General features: G+C 73.5%; 16 protein-coding genes. 5 read left to right on the top strand and 11 right to left on the bottom strand.

The features are described from left to right. Positions 1-52 precede the first annotated feature (52 nt). Together AB0M29_RS41210 and AB0M29_RS41205 are read right to left on the bottom strand one after the other, a co-directional pair. Positions 53-478: a DUF3052 domain-containing protein gene (locus AB0M29_RS41210; protein WP_365392054.1), complete on the bottom strand. Its 426-nt coding sequence runs from the start codon at positions 476-478 to the stop codon at positions 53-55. An 88-nt stretch (positions 479-566) separates the two neighbouring features. Then, positions 567-1,346, bottom strand: coding sequence for a hypothetical protein (locus AB0M29_RS41205; RefSeq protein WP_365392052.1), 780 nt, complete (start codon positions 1,344-1,346; stop codon positions 567-569). A 684-nt stretch (positions 1,347-2,030) separates the two neighbouring features. On the opposite strand from AB0M29_RS41205, the gene AB0M29_RS41200 reads away from it, so the two are divergent. Genes AB0M29_RS41200 through AB0M29_RS41190 form a run of 3 tightly spaced genes read left to right on the top strand, consistent with a single transcriptional unit; the run spans position 2,031 to position 5,508 of the window. Then, positions 2,031-3,443 (top strand): cytochrome P450, encoded by a 1,413-nt coding sequence (locus AB0M29_RS41200; RefSeq protein WP_365392050.1) that lies wholly within the window; start codon positions 2,031-2,033, stop codon positions 3,441-3,443. Next, on the top strand, positions 3,443-4,471 hold the full coding sequence (locus AB0M29_RS41195) for a terpene cyclase (protein ID WP_365392049.1): 1,029 nt from the start codon (positions 3,443-3,445) through the stop codon (positions 4,469-4,471). Before AB0M29_RS41200 ends, AB0M29_RS41195 begins: the two co-directional genes overlap by 1 nt. Continuing rightward, positions 4,468-5,508: a polyprenyl synthetase family protein gene (locus AB0M29_RS41190; protein ID WP_365392047.1), complete on the top strand. Its 1,041-nt coding sequence runs from the start codon at positions 4,468-4,470 to the stop codon at positions 5,506-5,508. Before AB0M29_RS41195 ends, AB0M29_RS41190 begins: the two co-directional genes overlap by 4 nt. A gap of 96 nt (positions 5,509-5,604) precedes the next feature. On the opposite strand, the gene AB0M29_RS41185 is transcribed toward AB0M29_RS41190, so the two are convergent. Then, entirely contained in the window at positions 5,605-7,962 is a 2,358-nt protein-coding gene (locus AB0M29_RS41185; RefSeq protein ID WP_365392045.1) for a SpoIIE family protein phosphatase, read from the bottom strand. A gap of 359 nt (positions 7,963-8,321) precedes the next feature. Here AB0M29_RS41185 and AB0M29_RS41180 point away from each other — a divergent pair, with 359 nt between their 5' ends. Further along, positions 8,322-10,409 carry a SpoIIE family protein phosphatase gene (locus AB0M29_RS41180; protein WP_365392043.1) on the top strand — a complete coding sequence of 696 codons (2,088 nt, stop codon included), beginning with the start codon at positions 8,322-8,324 and terminating at the stop codon, positions 10,407-10,409. Positions 10,410-10,484: 75 nt separating this feature from the next. On the opposite strand, the gene AB0M29_RS41175 is transcribed toward AB0M29_RS41180, so the two are convergent. After that, positions 10,485-11,252 (bottom strand): VOC family protein, encoded by a 768-nt coding sequence (locus AB0M29_RS41175; protein WP_365392041.1) that lies wholly within the window; start codon positions 11,250-11,252, stop codon positions 10,485-10,487. Between the two features lie 282 nt (positions 11,253-11,534). Between AB0M29_RS41175 and AB0M29_RS41170 the strand changes: the two genes are divergently transcribed. Beyond that, positions 11,535-11,810, top strand: a complete 276-nt coding sequence (locus tag AB0M29_RS41170; protein ID WP_365392039.1) for an isoamylase early set domain-containing protein — start codon at positions 11,535-11,537, stop codon at positions 11,808-11,810. Here the strand turns inward: AB0M29_RS41170 and AB0M29_RS41165 are convergent. The 7 genes from AB0M29_RS41165 to AB0M29_RS41135 form a co-directional block, all read right to left on the bottom strand. After that, complete coding sequence (locus AB0M29_RS41165; RefSeq protein WP_365392037.1) at positions 11,795-13,576, bottom strand: SpoIIE family protein phosphatase; 1,782 nt, start codon at positions 13,574-13,576, stop codon at positions 11,795-11,797. The genes AB0M29_RS41170 and AB0M29_RS41165 overlap by 16 nt on opposite strands. Positions 13,577-13,801: 225 nt before the next feature. Then, a complete protein-coding gene (locus tag AB0M29_RS41160) occupies positions 13,802-14,626 on the bottom strand; it encodes a DUF1295 domain-containing protein (protein WP_365392035.1) in 825 nt (274 codons plus the stop codon). Next, positions 14,623-15,918, bottom strand: coding sequence for a cyclopropane-fatty-acyl-phospholipid synthase family protein (locus AB0M29_RS41155; protein ID WP_365392033.1), 1,296 nt, complete (start codon positions 15,916-15,918; stop codon positions 14,623-14,625). Before AB0M29_RS41155 ends, AB0M29_RS41160 begins: the two co-directional genes overlap by 4 nt. Further along, positions 15,915-17,162, bottom strand: coding sequence for a cyclopropane-fatty-acyl-phospholipid synthase family protein (locus tag AB0M29_RS41150; RefSeq protein WP_365392071.1), 1,248 nt, complete (start codon positions 17,160-17,162; stop codon positions 15,915-15,917). Before AB0M29_RS41150 ends, AB0M29_RS41155 begins: the two co-directional genes overlap by 4 nt. Positions 17,163-17,221: 59 nt before the next feature. After that, a complete protein-coding gene (locus tag AB0M29_RS41145) occupies positions 17,222-17,995 on the bottom strand; it encodes a DUF1365 domain-containing protein (RefSeq protein ID WP_365392031.1) in 774 nt (257 codons plus the stop codon). After that, on the bottom strand, positions 17,992-19,260 hold the full coding sequence (locus tag AB0M29_RS41140; protein WP_365392029.1) for an FAD-dependent oxidoreductase: 1,269 nt from the start codon (positions 19,258-19,260) through the stop codon (positions 17,992-17,994). The genes AB0M29_RS41145 and AB0M29_RS41140 overlap by 4 nt, the downstream gene beginning before the upstream one ends. Before the next feature lie 91 nt (positions 19,261-19,351). Continuing rightward, positions 19,352-20,374, bottom strand: coding sequence for a helix-turn-helix domain-containing protein (locus AB0M29_RS41135; RefSeq protein ID WP_365392027.1), 1,023 nt, complete (start codon positions 20,372-20,374; stop codon positions 19,352-19,354). Positions 20,375-20,471 lie beyond the last annotated feature (97 nt).

The following is a 20,471-nucleotide window of genomic DNA, read 5'->3' as shown; positions in this document are numbered from 1 at the left end:
TCCCGGACCGCCGTGCCGCCCGGCGCACCGCCCCCCTGGGGAGGCCCCGGGATCAGGCGCGGCGGTTCTCCCGGCGCCGGACGAACTTCAGCCCTGACCAGTCGTCACCGAGGGCCGCGACCTTCACGTCGACCACCCCGAGCGGCAGGAACAGCTCTCGCAGGGCGTTGTCGGTGATGTCGCTGCTGTGGCCCGCCGCCCGCCGCGGCCACGCCAGCCACAGCATCGCGTGGTCGGCGAGACCGTCGACCAGTGCGCCGGCTTCGGCGGCCAGGTCCACGAGGGAGGTGTGGAAGGCGACGGTGACCTCGGCCCCTTCGGTGCCGCCGTCGGCGACCGTGCAGGTCTCCGGCAGGTCCGGGATGGCCCAGTGGCCGGGCCGGTGGGACAGGTGGACGCGGTTGCCCGGCTTGACGCCGATCTTCCTGGCGAGCGGGGTCGCGGAGTAACCGCCACCGGCCGCCCCGGGCGCGCTCATGCCCGTCTCCCGTGTGCCCGCCGGATCGTCCGCTCGCTCATCGCGTTCCTCTGCTCTGTCTCATGGTCGCCTCTGCCGCGCGTCCTGGTCACTCGGCCATGGTCGTACGGAGTTTCGCGGTCTGCCGCGCGACGACTGCCGCCTCGATGGCGGGCATGGCCTGCTTCCGCTGTCGTGGCGTCAGCAGGCGGCCGAACCCCCGGTCGGCGGTCACCGTGCTGGTGACGGTGCCGCAGCGGACGATCGTCACGGCCCACTCGTCCTCCCCAGTCATGCCGCCGGGCGACGACGACGTGCTGACCAGGAAGCCGACCGCCTCGTCGGCTCCGGTGGGCGCGACACCGGTGGGGGTCACCCGTGCCGCGACGCGGCCGCCGTACCGGCCGGGGTAGGAGAACGCGCCGCAGGAGGTGACCGCCGCGCGCAGCGACGCCATGAACCGCGCGGCGCCGTCGCCGGGGAACGCCGCGAGGAGCAGCGAACGCTCGGCCTCGCGGTGCGCGTCCGCCCTGACGGACTCGGACGCCAGCGCGGAGTATCCGGCGCCACGGCCGCCCTCCATCGCGTCCAGGACCGCGTGGCAGCGCGACGGTGTCGCCTCGTTGCGCTCCGCCATGGGCCCCTCCACGGCCGGCGCGGGCGACAGCACCGTATAGCCGACCGTGTGCGCCTCGCCTCGGGTCAGCAGGGCGGCCGCCAGATCCTTGCCCCCGAGGTCCGCGCGGCCGGCGCGGGAGCGGGTGGCGGCCGCGGGGGACGACGGAGGTGCGCTGTGCGGCGTGGCGGCCCGGCCGCCGCAGGCGAGGCATGCGGCGAGGACGGCCGCCGCCACCGACGCCCGTAGCAGTGCGCCTCGCGCCTTCCGCATGGCCCCGCCCCCTCGATGCCGACCGCCTCCATGGATCAGAGACGAAAACGGGCGCGGAGGTTGCCCCGTACGGCCGGGGGATCCGGCCCGCCCGACGCCGGGCGGCCTCCGGCGGGGCCGTACGCACGGAAGGACACGCAAATCCCCCAGCGGGGAAGAAGGGGCGCCTAATAGCGCAGGGGGCTGCATTCCAGGGTTATGCCGCGAATTGATGGGGGTCGACACCGAAAAGAACAGGCTGCATACTGACGGGTGTCCAAGTCCGCCGATTCGGCGCCGGGGGGGATAAATGACGACGCCGACACGCGGCAAAGCCATGCCCGCCCCTTCCCGGACAGCGGCCCGCGGCTTACCGGCGGACCGCACAGCAGGAAATCTCGCGTTACGCCGCGACCGATTACTCCCCCAACCGAGCACCACAGCCTGGGACTTCTCCCTGCCTCCCCGTGCGCGGCGACCATTTCGCCGTGACGCCGGACGGAACACATCCCGCGGACGCCGTGAATTCAACCGGCCGAGATCCGCCCTGGGAAATATCCGCCGCCCCTGCCTCCGGCTGCGAAGAGCGCGGGCATCCGGATAACGCGCCGGAATAACCGCAGCCGGGATTTCGCGGTCACATGACCCATGACCGCCGACGCATGCCCCACGCCCCCACACCCATCGATGAAACGGGGAAACTCGATGTCCTCAGCACCACCCGTGGCCGACACCGGCCGGCCGGCGCGCCCCCGGGAAATCCCGACGATCCGCCGCCGCGACGGCATCGGCGGGGCGCTGGCCTTCCGCAACGACCAGCTCGGCTTCCTCGGGGCCGGACTCGACCGGTACGGCGACATCTTCCGCTTCCGGCCGCTGGGCATCCCCATCGTGCTGGTCAACCACCCGGACTACATCCGCCACATCCTGGTGGAGAACGGCGAGCGCTACGACAAGGACGCGATGCTGTTCCGCGTCGTGCGGCCCGTACTGCGCAGGGGCCTGATCGCCAACGCCGACATGGAGCTGTGGCGCCGCCAACGCCGGATGATGGCACCGCACTTCACCCCGCGCACGGTCAACAAATTCGCCCGCAACATGACCGACGAGACCGAGCTGATGCTCCAGGGCTGGGAGCGGCGTCCCGGTGAGGTCCTCGATGTCACCGACGAGATCGGCCAACTCGCGCTGCGTATCGTCAACAGGTCGCTGTTCAGCGCCGAAGTCGGCACGACCGCACAGGGGTTCGGACAGGCTTTCGGGACGGCCAACGCCATCCTCGGGGACTTCTTCCGTTTCCCGTTCCCGCCGCTGAACTTCCCCACGCCCCGCAACCGCAGGCTGCACCGGTCGATCGCCGACATGGACGCCTTCGTCTCGAAGTTCATCCGGGCGAGGCTGCAGGCGGACGCCGCCCAGGGCGGCGAGGCCGGGGACGAGGAACCCGATCTGCTCACCCTGCTGCTCCACTCCGTGGACGAGGAGGACGGCAAGGGCATGGATCTGGAGCAGCTCCACCACGAGGTGCTCAACATCTGCATCGGCGCCTTCGAGACCACCACCAACACCCTGTCCTGGGTCTTCTATCTGCTCGCCCGGCACCCGGAGGTGGAGGCCCGGCTGCACGCCGAGGTCGACGCCGTGCTCGGCGAGCGGACGGTGGCCTCCTTCGAGGACCTCCCCAAGCTGCCCTACGCCCGGATGGTGATCGACGAGACGCTGCGGATCTACTCCCCCGCCTACCAGTTCATGCGCCGGGCGCGCGAGGAGGACACCGTCGACGGGTACCGGGTCCCGGCGAACACCAACATCCTGGTCAACAGCTACTTCCTGCACCGGCACCCGGACTTCTGGGAGGACCCCGAGCGGTTCGACCCCGAGCGGTTCACACCCGAGGCGATCGCCCAGCGGCCCAAGCACGTCTACACGCCGTTCGGGGCGGGCCACCGCATCTGCATCGGGCGGCACTTCGCCCTCACCGAGCTGATCCTCGTCCTGGCGACGGTGGTCCGGCAGCACCGCCTGGTGCTGCCCGACCCGACGACGGAAGTGCTCCCCGACGCGCTGATCACCCTGCACCCCAAGGGCGGTATCCACCTGCGGCTGGAGGAGCGCTGATGGCCGCCGCGGGGATACCGCCGCTGCACTGCCCGCTCCCCCATCAGGTGAACCCGCACGCCGAGCAGGCGCGGCGGCATCTGAGCCAGTGGGTGGGGACGGTGGGCCTGATCCAGCGGGAGTCGGCCAGACGGCGCTTCGAGCACGCCGACTTCGGCTGGTTCGCCTCCGTGGTCTACCCGACGGCCGACCAGGAGCGGATCGAGCTGATGGCGGACTGGTTCGCCTGGCTCTTCCTGGTCGACGACCAACTGGACGACGGTGCGTTCGGCCGCGACCCGGAGCACGCCGGCCAGGTGGTCGCCGGGATGCGCGCCGTCCTGGAGAGCGCGGACGACGGTGCGGCCGCGGCCCGCCGCGAGGACCTGCCGACGGCGGTCAGCTCCCTGGCCGACCTGTGGCGGCGCACCGCGAGCGGCATGACGCCCGCCTGGCGGCGCCGCTTCGTCCAGCACCTGGAGGACTGCCTCACGGCGGCGTCGGTCTGGGAGGCGGGCAACCGAGTGCGCGGCATCGTCCCCGAGGAGGACGACTACATCGAGAACCGGCGGCACACCGGAGCGATCTACGTGTGCATGGACCTCATCGACGTCGTGGAACGCCTCGACGTACCGGTGGAGTTGTACGGGAGCGCGGAGTTCGGGGAGGCGCTGGACGCGGCCTGCAACGTGGTGTGCTGGACCAACGACATCTACTCCCTGGAGAAGGAGCGGTCGCTGGGGGAGGTGCACAACCTGGTGTACGTCGTGCAGCACCACCGCGCGCTGGACGCGACACGGGCGATGGCTCATGTCTGCGAGGCCACCTCCGCCGAGACCCGCCGCTATCTGGCCCTGGAGGAGCGGCTGTTGCACAGGTATCCGGACCACGCCGACGTGCTGGTCCCGTACCTGGCCGGCATGCGCACCTGGATCCGCGGCAACCTCGACTGGTCCAGCCGCACCCGGCGGTACCAGTCGCAGAGCGGTGCGACCGCGCCGCGGCCCGCGCTGTACCTGGAGCCCGATCTGGTGGTGACCGAGCGATGACCACCACACTGACCCCGGACACCTCGGAGCCCTGGCAGGTGCTGCGCCGCGCCGGTGAACTCACCGGCCCGCGGATCGCCCAGGCCCTCGACCGGCTGAGCGAGCCGGTCCGCACCGTCGCCCGCTACCACTTCGGCTGGTGCGACGCGGACGGCCGCCGTACCGACGCCGGGTGGGGCAAGGGGCTGCGGGGCGCGCTGGTGCTCGGCGGCGCGCAGGCGCTGGGCGCCGCCGCCGGACAGGCACTGGGCGCCGCCGCCGCGGTGGAGCTGGTGCACAACTTCTCGGTCCTGCACGACGACGTCATGGACCAGGACGCCACCCGCCGCGGCCGCCCCACGGCCTGGACGGTGTTCGGCAGCGCCCAGGCGGTGCTGGCGGGCGACGCCCTGCTGGTCCTGGCGATGGAGCAACTGGCCACCGCCCCGGCCCCCGTACGGCACTCCGCGGGTATCCAGGAGCTCTGCCGGGCGCTGCTCGACCTCGTCGCGGGCCAGAGCGCCGACCTGGCCTTCGAGGAACGCGCCGACGTCGGGGTGGAGGAGTGCCTCGCGATGGCCGCGGGCAAGACGGCGGCGCTGTTCGCCGGGGCGTGCGGTCTCGGCGCGCTCGCCGCCGACGGCACCCCGGCGCAGACCGCGGCGCTGCGTGACTTCGGGCACCATCTGGGCCTGGCCTTCCAGCTCGTGGACGACCTGCTGGGCATCTGGGGCGACAGCCGGGCGACGGGGAAGCCGGTGGGGGCCGATCTGCGCCGCCGCAAGAAGTCCCTGCCGGTCGTCGCGGCACTGCACAGCGGTACGCCCGCGGGGCGGCGGCTGGCGGAGCTGTACGGCGACGGGCGCGCCTGGGAGTCCGCCGACATCCAGCGGGCGACCGCGCTGGTCGAGCAGGCCGGCGGGCGGAGCTGGGCCGTGGAGGAGGCGGCCAGGCAGCGGTCCACGGCGCTCGACCGGCTGGCGGCGGTCGCCCTCGACCCGCGGGCCGCCCAGGGCCTGCGGTCGCTGGTGGACCTGGTCACGCACCGGAGCAGCTGACCGGGAGCCGGACAGGGGCGCCGGCGTGAGGGCCACGACCGGTCCGTCGCGCCGGCGCCCGACCACCGCCGCCGCCGTACGAGGAGCACACCGCCTCTACGGCAGCGGCTGCTCCGCCCAGATCGTCTTGCCGCGCGTGTGGTAGCGGGTGCCCCACAGTTCGGAGAACTGCGCCACCATGAACAGCCCGCGGCCGCCCTCGTCCGTCTCCAGGGCGCGCCGGGCGTGCGGCGAGGTGCTGCTGCCGTCGGAGACCTCGCAGATCAGGCTGCGGTCGCGGATCAGCCGCAGCGTGATGGGCGACGTGCCGTAGCGGATCGCGTTGGTGACCAGCTCGCTGACCAGCAGTTCGGTGGTGAAGTCCAGGTCCGCCAGGTCCCAGTCGAGCAGTTGGCGTGCCGCCCAGGCGCGGGCCTTGCCCACGGACTCGGGTGCGGAGGCCAGGTCGATGGCGGCCTGCCGCTCCGGTGTCAGGGTCCGCACCCGCGCCAGCAGCAACGCGGCATCGTCCTGGAGGTGTTCGGGGTGCAGGCGGCGCAGCACGTCGTCGCAGAACCCGGCGAGCCCTTCGGAGGCGGTGAAGGTCCGCGGCAGCGGCTCGCCGAACTCCGCGGTGGACAGCACGAGGGTGTCGCCGTCGGCGAGCTTCACCTCCCGGGACTCGTACGGGTCCCCGCTGGTGCCCAGCGGCGAGCCGACGGGGATGTCCATCACGGTCGCCTCGCCGTCCGCGGCGATCAGCACGGGCAACGGGCCGCCCGCGCTGGCCAGTTCGCACCGGCCCGACAGCGGGTCGAAGATCGCGTACACGCATGTCGACGCGGGGAACTCCCCGGCGGGCCCGGCCGCGACCTCACCCTGGAACCGGGTGACCTGGCCGTCGAGATGGCTGAGCAGTTCGTCGGCGGAGAAGTCGAGTTCCGCCAGGGTGCGGACCGCGGTGCGCAGCCGGGCCATGGTGACGGCCGCGTCCAGCCCGTGTCCCCCGGCGTCACCGGCGACCAGGGCCACCCGGGCCCCCGACAGGGCGATGACGTCGAACCAGGCGCCGCCCAGCACCACATGGCCGCTCGCGGCGACATAGCGCGAGGCGGTCTCGACACCGCCGAGCGCGGGCATCCGCTGCGGCAGCAGACTGCGCTGGAGTGCGGTGGCCGTGGCCCGTTCGCGGGTGTAGCGGCTCGCGTTGTCGATGCAGACGCCCGCGCGTGCCACGAACTCCTCGGCCAGCAGGATGTCGTCGGCCTCGAAGGAGTGGGCGCGGGCGAAGCGGGCGAAGACCACCACGCCCAGCGTGGCGCCCCGCGCGCGCATCGGGACCACCAGCCAGGAGTGGATCCCGCGCTCCCGCATCGCCGCCGCCCGGCGCAGATCCAGCGTCATGAGTTCGGCGTCGAGTTCCTGTCCCGTCAGCTGCACCGGACGGCCCGCGGCGAGGGCCCGCGCGGTGGGCGATCCGGGGGTGCTGGAGAACGCGTCGACCTCGCCCAGGGCGACCGTCATGAACCCGGGCTCGCCCGGCAGCATCGTCTCCGCCGCCCGCCGCATCGGCACCGACTCCGGTACGGGGCCGCTGACCAGCTCCTCACCGCTGAAGACCGGGTCGAGCAGATTGACGTAGGCGTAGTCGGCGAACCACGGCACGGCGACATCGGTCAGCTCCTTGGCCGTGTGCAGGACGTCCAGCGTGCTGCCGATCCGGGTGCTCGCCGCGTTCACCAGGTCGAGCCGCTCCCTGGCCCGCTCCTCCTCGGTCATGTCGACGACCAGGTGGACCAGCCCGATGATGTCCCCGGCCCGGCCGCGCAGCGGCAGGATGCTCTCCGACCAGACCACGTCCCGGTCCGGGTCGCGGGGGTCGCGCCCGCGCACCCCCTGGCCGATCAGCGCCTTGCCGGTCTCCAGGGCCCGCCGCTGCCGTGCCTCCAGCGCGTCCATGTCCAGCAGTCCGGGCGGCGCCACCTCCCGCAGGGTGCGGCCGGTGACGTTCTCCGCGAAGCCGGGCGTTCGGCCGATCGAGCGGTTCTGGGCCAGGTACCGCAGGTCGGTGTCGAAGACGTCGATGATGAACGGTGACTCGTCGAAGAGCCCCCGCAGCAGCGCCTGGCTGACCTCGTACGCCCTGGCCGCCTCCGCGCTCTGCGCCTGGACCAGCCACTGCTGCCGTTCCGCCGTCGGGGTGGGGTGCACCCGCAGCACGACCTCCACCGCGTGGCCGTCGCGGTGCCGCAGCCGGGCATCGCCGGAGACGGGCTCCGCGGCCGGGCGGCGCTCCGCGAGCGCCGCGGCGTCGGCCGGGGAGAAGAGCAGATCCGCCGCGGGCAGGCCCCGCGCCTGCTCCGCGGTGTGTCCGAGCAGCCGCTGCGCTCCCGGGCTCCAGCTCACCACGGCGCCGTGGCCGTCCACCACCGCGAAGGCGTCCCCGCTCGGCTGGACTGGCGTGTGGAAGAACATGGTCCACCGTCCGCAGATCGTGCCGCTCGGCGCCGGTCACGTCTCACATGGTCCTGCTGGCGCGTTTTCCTTCCTCTCTCCAAATACTGCGCTTCTTCCCGGTACGCGGCACCCGGTACCCGCGCCCACCTGCGGCAAATCGTCACGCTCCGTCACCCGTACGGGTGGGCTCTGCCGTCAGGTCACGCCGTCTTGGCCCCGGCCCGCGGGAAAGTGGTGCCACGGCTTCCTTGATCCGGGCTGCCGCCGGGATCACGTGGGGGGACGATGAGAGCGACCGCGGCGCGCGCAGCGCCGGGCGAGGCCGGTAGCCGGTACCGGCCGGGCACCGCCATGGGCCGACGGAAGGAAGCCAGGGAATGAGCACATCCGACGCGTTCGGCGCCCCGCTCGACTCGGCCGGGATCATCCCGTCCGAGCCGGGCGGACTGCTGGACGTCCTGGGTGTCGCCGCGGTGGTGCTGGGCGCGGACGGGCGGATCGCGCTGTGGAGCCCGCAGGCCGAGGAGCTCTTCGGCTGGACCCCCGAGGAGGCGCTCGGCTCCTTCGCGGCGACGCTGCTCGTGGCCGAGGAGCACGTCGGTCTGGCGCTGGAGCTGTTCTCGAAGGTGATGGAGGGCGGCAGCGCCTGGGCGGGTGTCTTCCCCATACGGCACAAGGACGGCGGCACCCGCCTGGTGGAGTTCCGCAACATGCGCCTGACGGACGAGCAGGGCGGCATGTACGCGCTGGGGCTCGCCACCGACGAGACCACCCTGCGCGGGGTGGAGCGGGACCTGGCGCTGTCGGTGCGGCTGGTGTCGCAGTCGCCGATCGGTCTCGCGGTGCTGGACACCGACCTGCGCTACGTGATGGCCAATCCGGCGCTGGAACGCATCAACGGCCTGGCGGCCGGGCAGCATCTGGGCCGTGACGCACGGGAGGCGCTGCCCTTCCTGGACACCACGGTGATCGAGGCCGCGATGCGCGAGGTCCTGGCGAGCGGTACGCCGCTGCTGGACCAGGTCTCCGTCGGCCGCACCCCCGCGGACCCGGACACCGATCACGCCTGGAGCGTGTCGTACTACCGCCTCGAGGACCCGACGGGCCGGGTGATCGGTGTCGCGGTGTCGGTGGTGGACATCACCGAGCAGTACCGGGCGGGGCGTGAGGCCGCGGAGGCGCGGCGCAGGCTGGCGCTCATCGCGAACGCCTCGGTGCGGATCGGCACCACCCTCGACCTGGAGCGGACCGCCCGCGAACTCGCCGACCTGGTGGTGACCGACCTGGCCGACCTGGCGGCGGTGGACGTCCTCGACTCGGTGCTGCAGAGCGACATCACCACCGCCGCGGTGCCCACCACGGGACCGGCCAGGTTCCGGGCGCTGGCGGTCGCCACGGCGTATCCGACCGACGCCGTCGAGGCGGCCGATCCCATCGGCGAGATCACCACGTACACCGCGGACCGCCCGGTGGCCCGCTGCATCCACACCCGGCGCCCCGTGCTGCTGGCCCGTGTCGAACCGCGGGACCTGCGGCGCATCGCACGCGACGAGCGGTCCGCGGCCCTGCTGACCGCCGCCGGTCTGCACTCGTACCTGGTGGTGCCGCTGATCGCGCGCGGCCAGGTGCTGGGCACCCTGGACCTGCTGCGCACCCGCAACCCGGCGCCGTTCACCAGTGACGACGTGGTGCTGGCGGGCGAGCTGGCCGCGCGCGCCGCGGTGTGCATCGACAACGCTCGCTGGTACCAGCGGCAGCGCAACGCGGCACTGTCCCTCCAGCGCCATCTGCTCCCCCGTCAGCCGCCCGAGCTGGCCGGTCTCGACGTGGCCTACCGCTACCAGCCCGCGGGAGTGATCGGCGAGGCGGGCGGCGACTGGTTCGACACGATCCAGCTGGCCGGCGGCAGGACCGCGCTCGTGGTCGGTGACGTGATGGGCCACGGCATCAACGCCGCCGCCACCATGGGCCAGCTGCGCACCGCCACCCGCACCCTGGCCCGGCTCGACCTCCCGCCCGACGAGATCCTGCGGCACCTGGACCGGGCGACGGACGAACTCGGCGAGCTCGACGAGACCCTGGCCACCTGTGTGTTCGCCGTGTACGACCCGGGGCGCGCCGAGTGCCACATCGCGCTCGCGGGCCACCCGCCACCGGTCCTGACCCGGCTGGGCCGCGCGCCCCGGCTGCTGGACCTGCCCACGGGCGCGCCGCTGGGCGTCGGCGGTGTGCCCTTCGAGACGACGCGTCTCGACCTGCGCTCGGGCGACCGGCTCGTGCTCTACACCGACGGGCTGGTGGAGACCCGCGAGGAGCCCATCGACGACCGCCTGAACGCCCTGCTCGACCTGCTCAGCCACCCCCGGCTGCCGCTGGAGGCGACCTGCGACCGGCTGCTGGCCGCGCTGCGCCGCCCGGACTGCCACGACGACGTCGCCCTGCTGATCGCCGAGGTCGCTCCCTGACGGAGGGCGGCTCGGGAAGTCCGGGGGCCCGGGGCGGCTCGGGTGGTACGCGGGAGGTGGGGCCGTGAGGGGGTGTCAGGCGGGCTGGAGGACGGCGAAGGCGACTCCGGCCGGGTCGGCGCAGCGCGCCAGGCGGCCCACGCCGGGGACGTCCACCACGGGCACGAGGACGGAACCGCCGTTCTCCTGCGTCTTGGCGAGGATGTCGTCGGCGTCCTCGACGTCGAAATACGGCAGCCAGCGCGACCGCGTCCCCTCGTCGGGCGCGATGATGCCGCCGAACGACGTCGCCAGCAGGTCACCGGTCGAGGTGGACAGCGTGGTGTAGGGCGTGCCCGCCATGTCCAACTCCCCTCCGCGCCAGTCGAAGAGGGAACCGTAGAAGGCCATCGCCGCGGCGTGGTCCGTGGCGTGCAGCTCGGTCCAGCCGAGGGTGTTGTACTTGGACGTCACGTCCAGGCCCTTGACCGTGCCCGGCTGGAAGACCGCGAATTCGGCGCCGCCCGGGTCGGTGAAACAGGCCATCCGGCCCGCGTCCAGCACGTCGAAGGGGGCCAGCCGCACGGTGCCGCCGCCCTCCTCGACCGCCTTGGCGGTGGCCTCGGCGTCCGGGGTGTTGAAGTACACCGTCCACGCCGGGACCGCGTCGTCGCCGACGAGCGCGCCGATGGCGGCGACCGTCTTGCCGTCCACCTGGAAGAAGCCGTAGCCGCCGGTGTCGGGCCCCGCGGACTGGAAGGTCCAGCCGAAGACGGCCCCGTAGAACTCGGCGGTGGCCGGGATGTCGGTGCTGGCGATGTCGAGCCAATTGGGGGAGCCGGTGAGGTTATCGGTGGTCAGCATGGGAAGTGCCTACCTTTCGCAGACCTGGTGAAGCCGCGTCTCGTGGAGATGCCCGCCCCCGGTGCGGTCCGCTCCCGGAGCGGGCGATCTATGACGGATCGTAGTGGGGCGACTACAAGGGATCTGCCGGAACACCCAAGCTCGCCGCCCACCGTGACCGGCGCCACATCCGGCGGCCACGCCGCCCCGGCGCCACTCCCCCGGACGGCGGGTTGCGCGGGCGGTACGGCGTCAGGGGCGCCACAATCGCTGCAACACCCCCCTGCGCCAGGAGCCGCCGTCATGTTGGAACGCGCCCAGCACGAGAACGCCACCGAGGTCACCTTCGTGCTGCCCGCGGACAGCCCGTCCGGTGACGTGAGCGTGGTCGGCGACTTCAACGACTGGCGGCCCGGGGCGCATCCGCTCGCCGCCCGCGGCGACGGCACGCGCGCCGTGACCGTCCAGATGCCCGCCGAGCAGCGCGTCCACTTCCGCTACCTGGCCCATGGCGACTACTGGTTCGACGAGGACGGCGCGGACGGCCACGACGGGCAGAACGGCTACGTGCGCACCTGACCCTGCGACGGCTCGTCAGCCGGGGCGCGGGCGGGGACGCGCAGCGCCAGCAGGGCGACGTCGTCATCGTTCGCGGGGGGACGGACGCGGGTGAGCAGCTCGTCGCAGAACTGGTCCAGCGGACGGTGGACGAGCGCGGCGGCATTGCGCCGCAGCCGGTCCAGCCCCACGTCCAGGGAGTAGCCCGGCGACTCCACGAGGCCGTCGGTGTAGAGCACCAGGGTGGACCTGGGCGGCAGCGTGACGGTGGCGTCGACGCGACCCGGTGAACTGCTGGTGCCGAGCAGCATGCCGTGCGGCTTGTCGAGGTAGCGGGCGCGGCCCTCGTAGTCGATCAGCAGCGGCGGCGGATGGCCCGCGTTGCTCCATCGCAGCCGCCAGTCGGCGCCGGGCTCGCGCTCCAGCCGGCCGAACAGGACGGTGGCCATCGAGACGTCGGTGACATGGGTGATCGTGTCGTCCAGGCGGCCCAGGATCGCCCCGGGCCCCTCGGTGTGGGTCCAGGCGTGCGCCCGCAGCATGTTGCGGACCTGGGCCATTCCGGCGGCGGCGTTGAGGTCGTGGCCGACGACGTCGCCGACGACCACCGCCAGTGACCCGTCGGGCAGGGTGAACATGTCGTACCAGTCGCCGCCCACCTGGGAGGCGTCCGGCGCGGACAGATAGCGCACCGTGGCCTGGAGGCCCGGCAGCACGGGCAGCTTCGGCAGCAGATGGCGCTGCATGGTCTCGGCGACGCGGCGCTGCCGGTGGAAGAGCCGGGCGTTCTCCAGCGCCACACCGGTACGCCGGGTGATGTCCTCCAGCAGCGGCACGTCGCCGCTGGTGAACGGGGTCTCCCGCTCGGCCCGGCCCAGGGTCAGGGCGCCCAGCACCTCGCGCGGCCCGCGGATCGGCGCGACGATCATGGAGTGCATGCCGGTGGCCCGGAAGAGTGCGAGCTGTTCGACCGCGATACCGGAGTCGAGGTGCCCCTCGTACGTCGCGGGGGTCGCCACCGACGAGGCCGAGCCGCGCAGGGCGCGGGACAGCGGCAGCGGCGATTCCCGGGGCACGGGCGGCAGCGGCCCGCACAGGTCGTCCCGGCTGACCGCGGCGCCCTCCTCGTAGTGGACCACCGCGGTCCGCCACGCCTCTTCGTTGTCCGCGATCAGGTCGACGATCATCCAGTCGGCCAGCCGCGGCACCACGATGTCCGCCAGCCGCCGCAGCGCCTCGTCGCGGTCGAGGGTCGAGGTCAGCCGGGTGGTGGTCTCGGCCAGCAGCGCCAGCCGGGCCGTCTCGGACAGCGGTGATTCGACGACCACGTCGGGGCTGACGGGCTCCGCCCCGGCGGCCGGGTGGAAGACCACCAGGGCGCCGGTCGTCTCCTCGTCCAGGCGGAACGGGGTGAGCAGCCACGACACCGGCAGCACGGTCCCGTCCTCGTGCCCGACCCAGCCGGGGCCCTCGGAGACGGTACGGCCGCCGCGCAGGGCGTGCAGCATCGCGCACGCCGCCCGCGGGGTCGGCTTGCCGTCCCGGTCGACGTGCAGCAGGTCGTGGGCGTCCTGTCCGACGAGTTCATCGGCGGATCGCGACAGCAGCCGCTCGGCGCTCGGGTTCACCGCGACGATCCGCCCCTGGTCGTCGACCACGTAGACGCCCGCCTCGACGAGGTCGAACAGCCCGGCGGGCAGCCCCGTCCGGCGTCGCGCCCGCGTGCCGTCCCCGGGCTCGGCGTGGCGTGCCGCGGCCGGGTCGGCCGTCTTCTCCGGGTCGGCCATGGACGGCACCTTCCCTTCGCGTGTCCACGTGTTCGATCTTGGCACGCCTGTCGCGGACCCGGCCATCCACGGGCGCCGCACGTGGACGGTCCGCGTACGGGCAGCCGCCCATGATGATCTCCTCCGCGGGAGCCGTCAGGCAAGGTCACTCGGGTGAGGGGTTTCTCCCGGACCGGGACATGCCGGCCGGGCGCCCGCGGTCCTCGTCGGAAACGCGGCCGCCCGTCAGCGCCGTGGCCCCCGGCTCCCGTCCGCACGCGGCGGGGCGGGGAAGAAGCCGCTGGTGCGGGCGGCGTACTCGGCGTATCCGGGGCGGTCGGCCATCTGCCGCTCCAGGAGGCGCTTGCCGCTGCCGAAGATCAGCAGATACGACATCAGCAGCGGCGACAGCGCCGAGACGGCGGCCGACTGCCAGGTCTCGCAGGCCATCGCGTACAGGCCCCACCAGACGAGGAAGTCGCCGAAGTAGTTGGGGTGGCGGGTCCATGACCACAGGCCGCGGTCCATGACGCGGCCGCGGGTGCCGGGATCGGCCTTGAAGCGGGCCAGTTGGTGGTCGCCGACCGCCTCGAAGGCCAGGCCGGCCAGCCACAGCAGGGCGCCGACGACGGCCCCGGCGCCGAGCGGCCCGGGATCGTACTGCGCGGCCTGCACGGGCAGGGAGACCGCCCAGACCAGGGCGCCCTGCGCGAGGTAGACGGTACGGAAGGCGTAGGCGTTCCGGCTGCCGGGGGCCCTGGACAGCAGGCGGTCGTAGCGGGGGTCCTCGCCGTGGCCGCGGCCGCGCCGGGCGATGTGGGCGGCCAGCCGCAGTCCCCACAGCGCGGTGGCGAGGGTGACCAGCAGCCTGCGGCCGTCGTCGCCGTGCCCCGCGGACAGCACGCAGGTGACGGCGGCGACCGCGGCGAAGGAGGCGCCCCACGCGATGTCCACGATCCGGTGGACGCCCTTGGCGACCGCCACCGCGAAGGTGACGGCCATGACGGCGAGGGCGGTGACCGCCGCCCAGCCGAGGTTGACGGCGAACGCCGCCCACGGGTAGCCGTTCACGACTGCTCGTGCGGCGCGTACCAGGAGTGCGGGGTGGGCGGCAGCCCGGAGCCGCCACCGGACTCGGGGCGCACCGCGAGGATCTGGTCCACGCCCATCCGGCCCTCGGCGAAGGCCAGTCCGGCGCCTGCCAGATAGAGCCGCCAGACCCGGGCGGTGGGTTCACCGGCGATCGCCACGAAGCGGGGCCACCGATCTTCCAGAGTGCGGGACCAGGCGGCGATGGTACGGGCGTAGTGCTCGCGCAGGGACTCCACCGACCGCACCTCCAGCCCGGCCGACTCCAGGATGTCCACCGTCTGCCCGACGGGCCGCATGTGCATGTCGGGGGCGATGTACGACCCGATGAACGCGCCGCCGCCGGGCGCGGTGGCGCCCCGCGACATCTGCTGGATCAGCAGCCGCCCCCGCGGCCTCAGCAGCCGGTGCAGCCGCGCGGCGAAGGCCGGGTACTGGCTCTCCCCCACGTGCTCGCCCATCTCGATGGCGCTCACCGCGTCGTAGCCGCCGCCCTGAATGTCGCGGTAGTGCCGCAGTGTCACGTCCACCAGGTCGCTCAGGCCCTGTTCCCTGGCCTTCGCCCGGACGAAGTCGCACTGTTCGCGGGAGAGGGTGACGGCGGTGACGCGTGCCTGGTGCCGCCGGGCGGCGTAGAGGGACAGGCTGCCCCAGCCGCAGCCGATGTCGAGCAGCCGGGAGCCCTCGGTCAGGTCGAGCTTGCGGCAGACGAGTTCGAGCTTGTCGCGCTGCGCCTCGGCGAGGCCGTACGCGGGATGGTCCGGCGCTCGCCAATAGGCGCAGGAGTAGGCCATGGACTCGTCGAGCAGCGTGGCGTACCAGTCGTTGGACAGGTCGTAGTGGTGGGCGATGGCGGCGCGGTCACGGGACGTGCTGTGCGGCCGGCCGCTCAGCCGGGCCCGGGGGGCGCGCGGTGCGGGCGGTCGCGGTCCCAGGGCGCCGAGCCGCAGCGCCGTGAGCGCCATGGCGGCCTGGTCCCGCGGCCGCGGGCGCGCGCGGCCGGGACCGCGGTCGCGCAGCGCGCCCCACACCTGGCTGAGGCCGCTCGCGAGATCGCCGTCGATGTCGAGGTCCCCGGCGATGTAGGCGTCGGCGAGGCCGAGTTCACCCGGCTGCCAGACCATCCGGCGCAGGGCGCGCCGGGAGCGTACGACGACGACCGGGGCGTCCGCGGCGCCGGTCTCGCTGCCGTCCCAGGCGCGCAGGCGCAGCGGCAGCGGTCCGCCGAGCGCGGTGGTGAGGAGCTGTCCGAGCCGGTCGGCGCTGGTGGTCACGGCGCTTCGCCGCCTTTCGTCTCAGGGGCCGCCGGGGGGCGCCGTGTCAGCAGGAACTGGTGGACGTCCAGGTAGCGGGCGCGGAATCCGGCCTCGGAGTAGGCGAGGTAGAAGTGCCACATCCGGCGGAAGGTGGTGTCGAAGCCCAGTGCCGCGACATCGTCGGCGGCGCCGGTGAAGCGCTCGCGCCACAGGCGGAGCGTCTCGGCGTAGTGGTCGCCGAAGCCGGTGCTGGGCGCGGCGCTCAGACCCGCGGCCGCCGCCTGCCGGTCGATCGCCTCGACGGAGGGGATGACCCCGCCGGGGAAGACGTACTTGCTGATCCAGGTGTGGGTGCCGGCCGTGGCGTCGATCCGGTCGTCGGGCATGGTGATCGCCTGGAGCGCGACCCGGCCGCCGGGCGCCAGCAGACGGTTCAGCGTGGCGAAGTAGTCGGGCCAGAACTCCCGTCCCACCGCCTCGATCATCTCCACGCTGACCACCGCGTCGTACGCCCCGTCCACGTCGCGGTAGTCGCGCAGTTCGACGCTCACGCGGTCGCCGAGCCCGGCCGCGGCCACCCGGGCGCGGGCCAGGTCGCGCTGCTCGGCCGAGAGCGTCACGGTGCGCACGCGGGCGCCGCGGGCGGCCGCGCGCAGGGCGAGTTCGCCCCAGCCGGTGCCGATCTCCAGCAGGCGCGACCCCTCGCCGACGGCCGCCAGGTCGAGCAGCCGGTCGATCTTCCGCCGTTGCGCGGCGGCCAGCACGTCCTGGTGGGCGGGGAAGCCGCGGAAGATCCCGGCGGAGTACGTCATGGTCTCGTCGAGGAAGAGCGCGAACAGGTCGTTGGACAGGTCGTAGTGGCGGCGGATGTTCTCCCGGGCGCCGGTGGGGGTGTTGCGGTCGTCCCGCGGCCGGGCGCGCGTCCACGCGCCGCGCAGCCGCTGCAGCGCGGGCGGTACGAGGGTGGTGAGCTCGGCGCAGAGCACGGTGAGGACCCGCACGAGGTCGTCGGCGTCCCACTCCCGCGCCATGTACGACTCGCCGAACCCGATCAGCCCGTCGGTGCCGATACGGCGGTGGAACGCGTCGGGATCGCGCAGGGTGAGCGTCGGGCCCGCGTCCCCGGTGACGGTGCCGTCGGGCCATCGCAGGCGCAACGGCAGCCGCGCCAGGGCCCGTTGCACCAGCAGCCGGGCGATTGCCGTACGCGGCTGGGAGCGTGGCGGCAGGCACGCCACATCGGGCCACAACTCCGCGTCCACCTCGGTGCGGGTGGCCGGTCCGGCGCCTTGCCGCCGGGTGCCTGCCGAGACGAGGCCGATCACCTGAGACCCTCCTGAGTGCGGTGGTGGGGGCGGGGGTGCACGGGAACTCCGCGCAGATAGAGCCGGATGCCGTGCAGGCGGATGCCCAGCGACACGGCGACCGTGGGCCACGGATGGCGGACGGCGGCGCGCAGCACCGCCGAGGTGGTGGCCGGCCGCCGCACCCCGCGCACGCTCGCGGTGAACGGCCTTGCGCCGGGCCGGATCAGACGTATCGTCAGCCGCAGCCGCTCACCGGGCTCGGGCAGTCTCATCCGGTAGTCGCCGTCCACCGGGAAGAACGGGGAGACGTAGAACTCCTTGGGCACCAGGGCCCGTCCGCGCGCGTCGGGACGCAGCAGGTAGCAGTGCCGCTCGCCGTAGGTGTTGTGCACCTCGGCGACCACGCACCGCACCTCGCCGTCGGGGGCGTGGCACCAGTACACCGTCAGCGGGTTGAAGACATGGCCGAGCACCCGGGGGTGGGCCAGCATCAGCACACGGCCGCCGTCGAGGTACACGCCGTGCGCGGACAGGAACCGGTCCAGGCCCGCCCGGATCGACGGCGCCTTCCCGGCGAAGTGGTCGCGCGGGTCGAACCGCGCCAGCGTCCGCAGCGCCCTGGGCAGCACCGGCAGGTCGTCCAGGTCGACCAGCCACATGGAGGTGCGGTGCCGGAAGGCGTGGCGCACCGGTTCGGTACGGGCGTGGGCGATCGCGCACTCGTAGAGCGCGGGGGCCGGGCCGCCGGGGACGGTGGCCGGGGCGTCGTCACGAGGCGGGCGGGTCACCACCGCACCCCCAGTGCCGCGGCGGCCCGCACCCCGGAGCGGCAGCCGTCCTCGTGGAACCCCCACCCGTGGTAGGCGCCCGCGTACGCGGTGACCGGCGTGGCCAGGGACGGCAGATGCTGCTGGGCGGCCACGGACTCGGGGGTGTAGAGCGGGTGTTCGTACACCATCCGGGCCAGCACCTGCTCGGGGGCGACCATGTCGGCGGCGTTGAGCGTGACCACGTAGTCCTCGGGCGTGTCGAGTTTCTGCAGCCGGTTCATGTGGTAGCTGACCTGGACGTTCTGCGCGGGCGCCGAGCAGGTCGGCAGGAAGTAGTTCCATGACGCGCGGGCGCGCCGGGCCGACGGCAGCAGCGAGGTGTCGGTGTGCAGCACGGTCTCGTTGCGCGAGTAGCGGAAGGCGCCCAGCACCCGCCGCTCGTCGGGCGTGGCATCGGCCAGCACCCGCAGCGCCTGGTCGGGGTGGGTGGCCAGGACGACGCCGTCGTACTCGCGTGTCGTGCCGTCGTCGGTCGTGATCTCGGCGCGGTCACTGCCGCGGCGCACCGACCTGACCGGGGTGGCGGTGTGCAGGGCGGTGAGCTGCTTGCCGATCCTGCTGACGTACTCCACGGAGCCACCGGTGACCGTGCGCCACCGCGGTGAGCCGCTCACCGACAGCAGGCCGTGGTGCTGGAGGAAGCGGAACAGGTAGGCGGCGGGGTAGCGCATGGCCAGCTCGGGGGCGCAGGACCAGACGGAGGCGACCAGCGGGATGACGAAGTGCGTCACGAAGTACGCGGAGAAGCGCCGCTCGGCGACGAACCGGCCCAGCGTCTGCGTCCCGGCCCGCTCCGAGGCCAGCACCTCCCGGGCGGCCCGGTGGAAGAGCGGCACCTCGGTCAGCATCCGCAGGTAGCGGCCGCGGAGCATGCTGCGGGGCTGCGCGAACAGCCCGCCCGGGCCGCGGGCGCCCGCGTACTGCAGACCGCAGCCGCCGCACCGCACCGACAGGCTCATCTCCGAGTCCTGGGTGCGCACCCCGAGCTCGTCGAAGAGCCGCAGGAGCGTGGGGTACGTGCGCTCGTTGTGCACGATGAAGCCGGTGTCGACGCGGATGGCCTGGCCGCCGCGCCCGGCGACGTCATGGGTGTGGGCGTGGCCGCCGAGCCGGTCGTCCGCCTCGTACAGCGACACCTCGCAGGCCCGCTGCAGCACATAGGCGGCGGTCAGGCCCGATACGCCCGCCCCGACCACCGCGATCCGTCGCCGTCGCACAGCCACTCCCGTCCCGTCGCTCCTCGGGCCGCGTGCGCCGCGAACGGCGTGGCGGACCCCTCACCTGGGATTCGGAGCGGAGGGGCCGGCGGATGGGTCAGTTCCGCGGACCGTCCGGATCGCCGGTGTCGAGCCAGCCGCGCTGGGCCGCCTGGATACCGGCCTGGAAGCGGGTGGTGGCGTGGAGGGTGGTCATCAGGGTGTGGATGCGCCGCACCACCGTGCGTTCGGTGATGCCCAGCGCGCGGGCGATCCTGCGGTCCTTCGCGCCGGAGGCCAGCAGCCGCAGGATGTCGCGGTCGCGCTGCGCGAGCGCCCCGGCGCCCGGGGCGGTGTCCGCGCGCGGCGCGGTGGGGCCCGGCGTGCCGCCGCCCAGCGGAGTGGCCCGGTCCCAGAGCGCGTCGAAGGTCATCAGCAGCGCGTCCAGCAGCGGCGAGGGGCGGACCAGCAGCCGCACCGCGGCGTCGGTGCCGGTGAAACTGAGCGGGACCAGGGCGCGTTCGCGGTCCGCGATGAGCATCTTCATCCGGACGTCGGGCAGGCTGCGGGCCTGCTCCCCCGCCGCCAGGTACTGCTCCAGCAGCGTCAGCCGGGAGGGCATGGCGAGGACCGGCGCGTGGTAGACGGCGCGGTAGCGCACCCCGCGGGCCAGCGCCTGGAGTTCGTTGGTGTTGAGGGAGCCGTCCGCGAGATACGGCGGGCTGTCGACGATCAGCACCTCGTGGCGCGCGCCGAGTTCGAGCTGCGCGAGGGTGCGGAAGACCGCCTCGGCGCCCTCGACGACCTCGATCAGATGGCCGGGCTCGGTGCTCGCCGCCTTCGCGCGCACCGACAACTCCCGTGCCTGGGCGCGCAGATCGTCCAGTACCTGGTGGTGGTGGAGCACCAGTGCGTCCAGCGCCACCTCCGGCGGGGCGGCGACATAGCGGGCCGGACGGCCGAAGAGCCGGTTGCACAGACCCGCGTCCGTCAGCCGCTGCAGCGAGTGGCGCACGGTCGGGGTGGTCAGACCCAGCGACCGTGCGACGTCCGGTGGTTCGGCGTGGGCGTGCGAGAGCAGGTGCAGGTAGACATCGCTGTCGGTCGGACCGAGTCCGACCGGTTGCAGCAAGTGGGCCATGTCGCGGACCTTAGGACGGGGCCGGAGCAGTCATCAATGGCCGCGTACGGGCGTGCCCCCCCCCCCCGGGGGGCGGCAGGCGGCCGCCCCCCCGGGG

This window comes from Streptomyces sp. NPDC051976 (assembly GCF_040680795.1).
Classification (GTDB): domain Bacteria; phylum Actinomycetota; class Actinomycetes; order Streptomycetales; family Streptomycetaceae; genus Actinacidiphila.
This window is presented reverse-complemented; position numbering and strand designations above follow the sequence as displayed.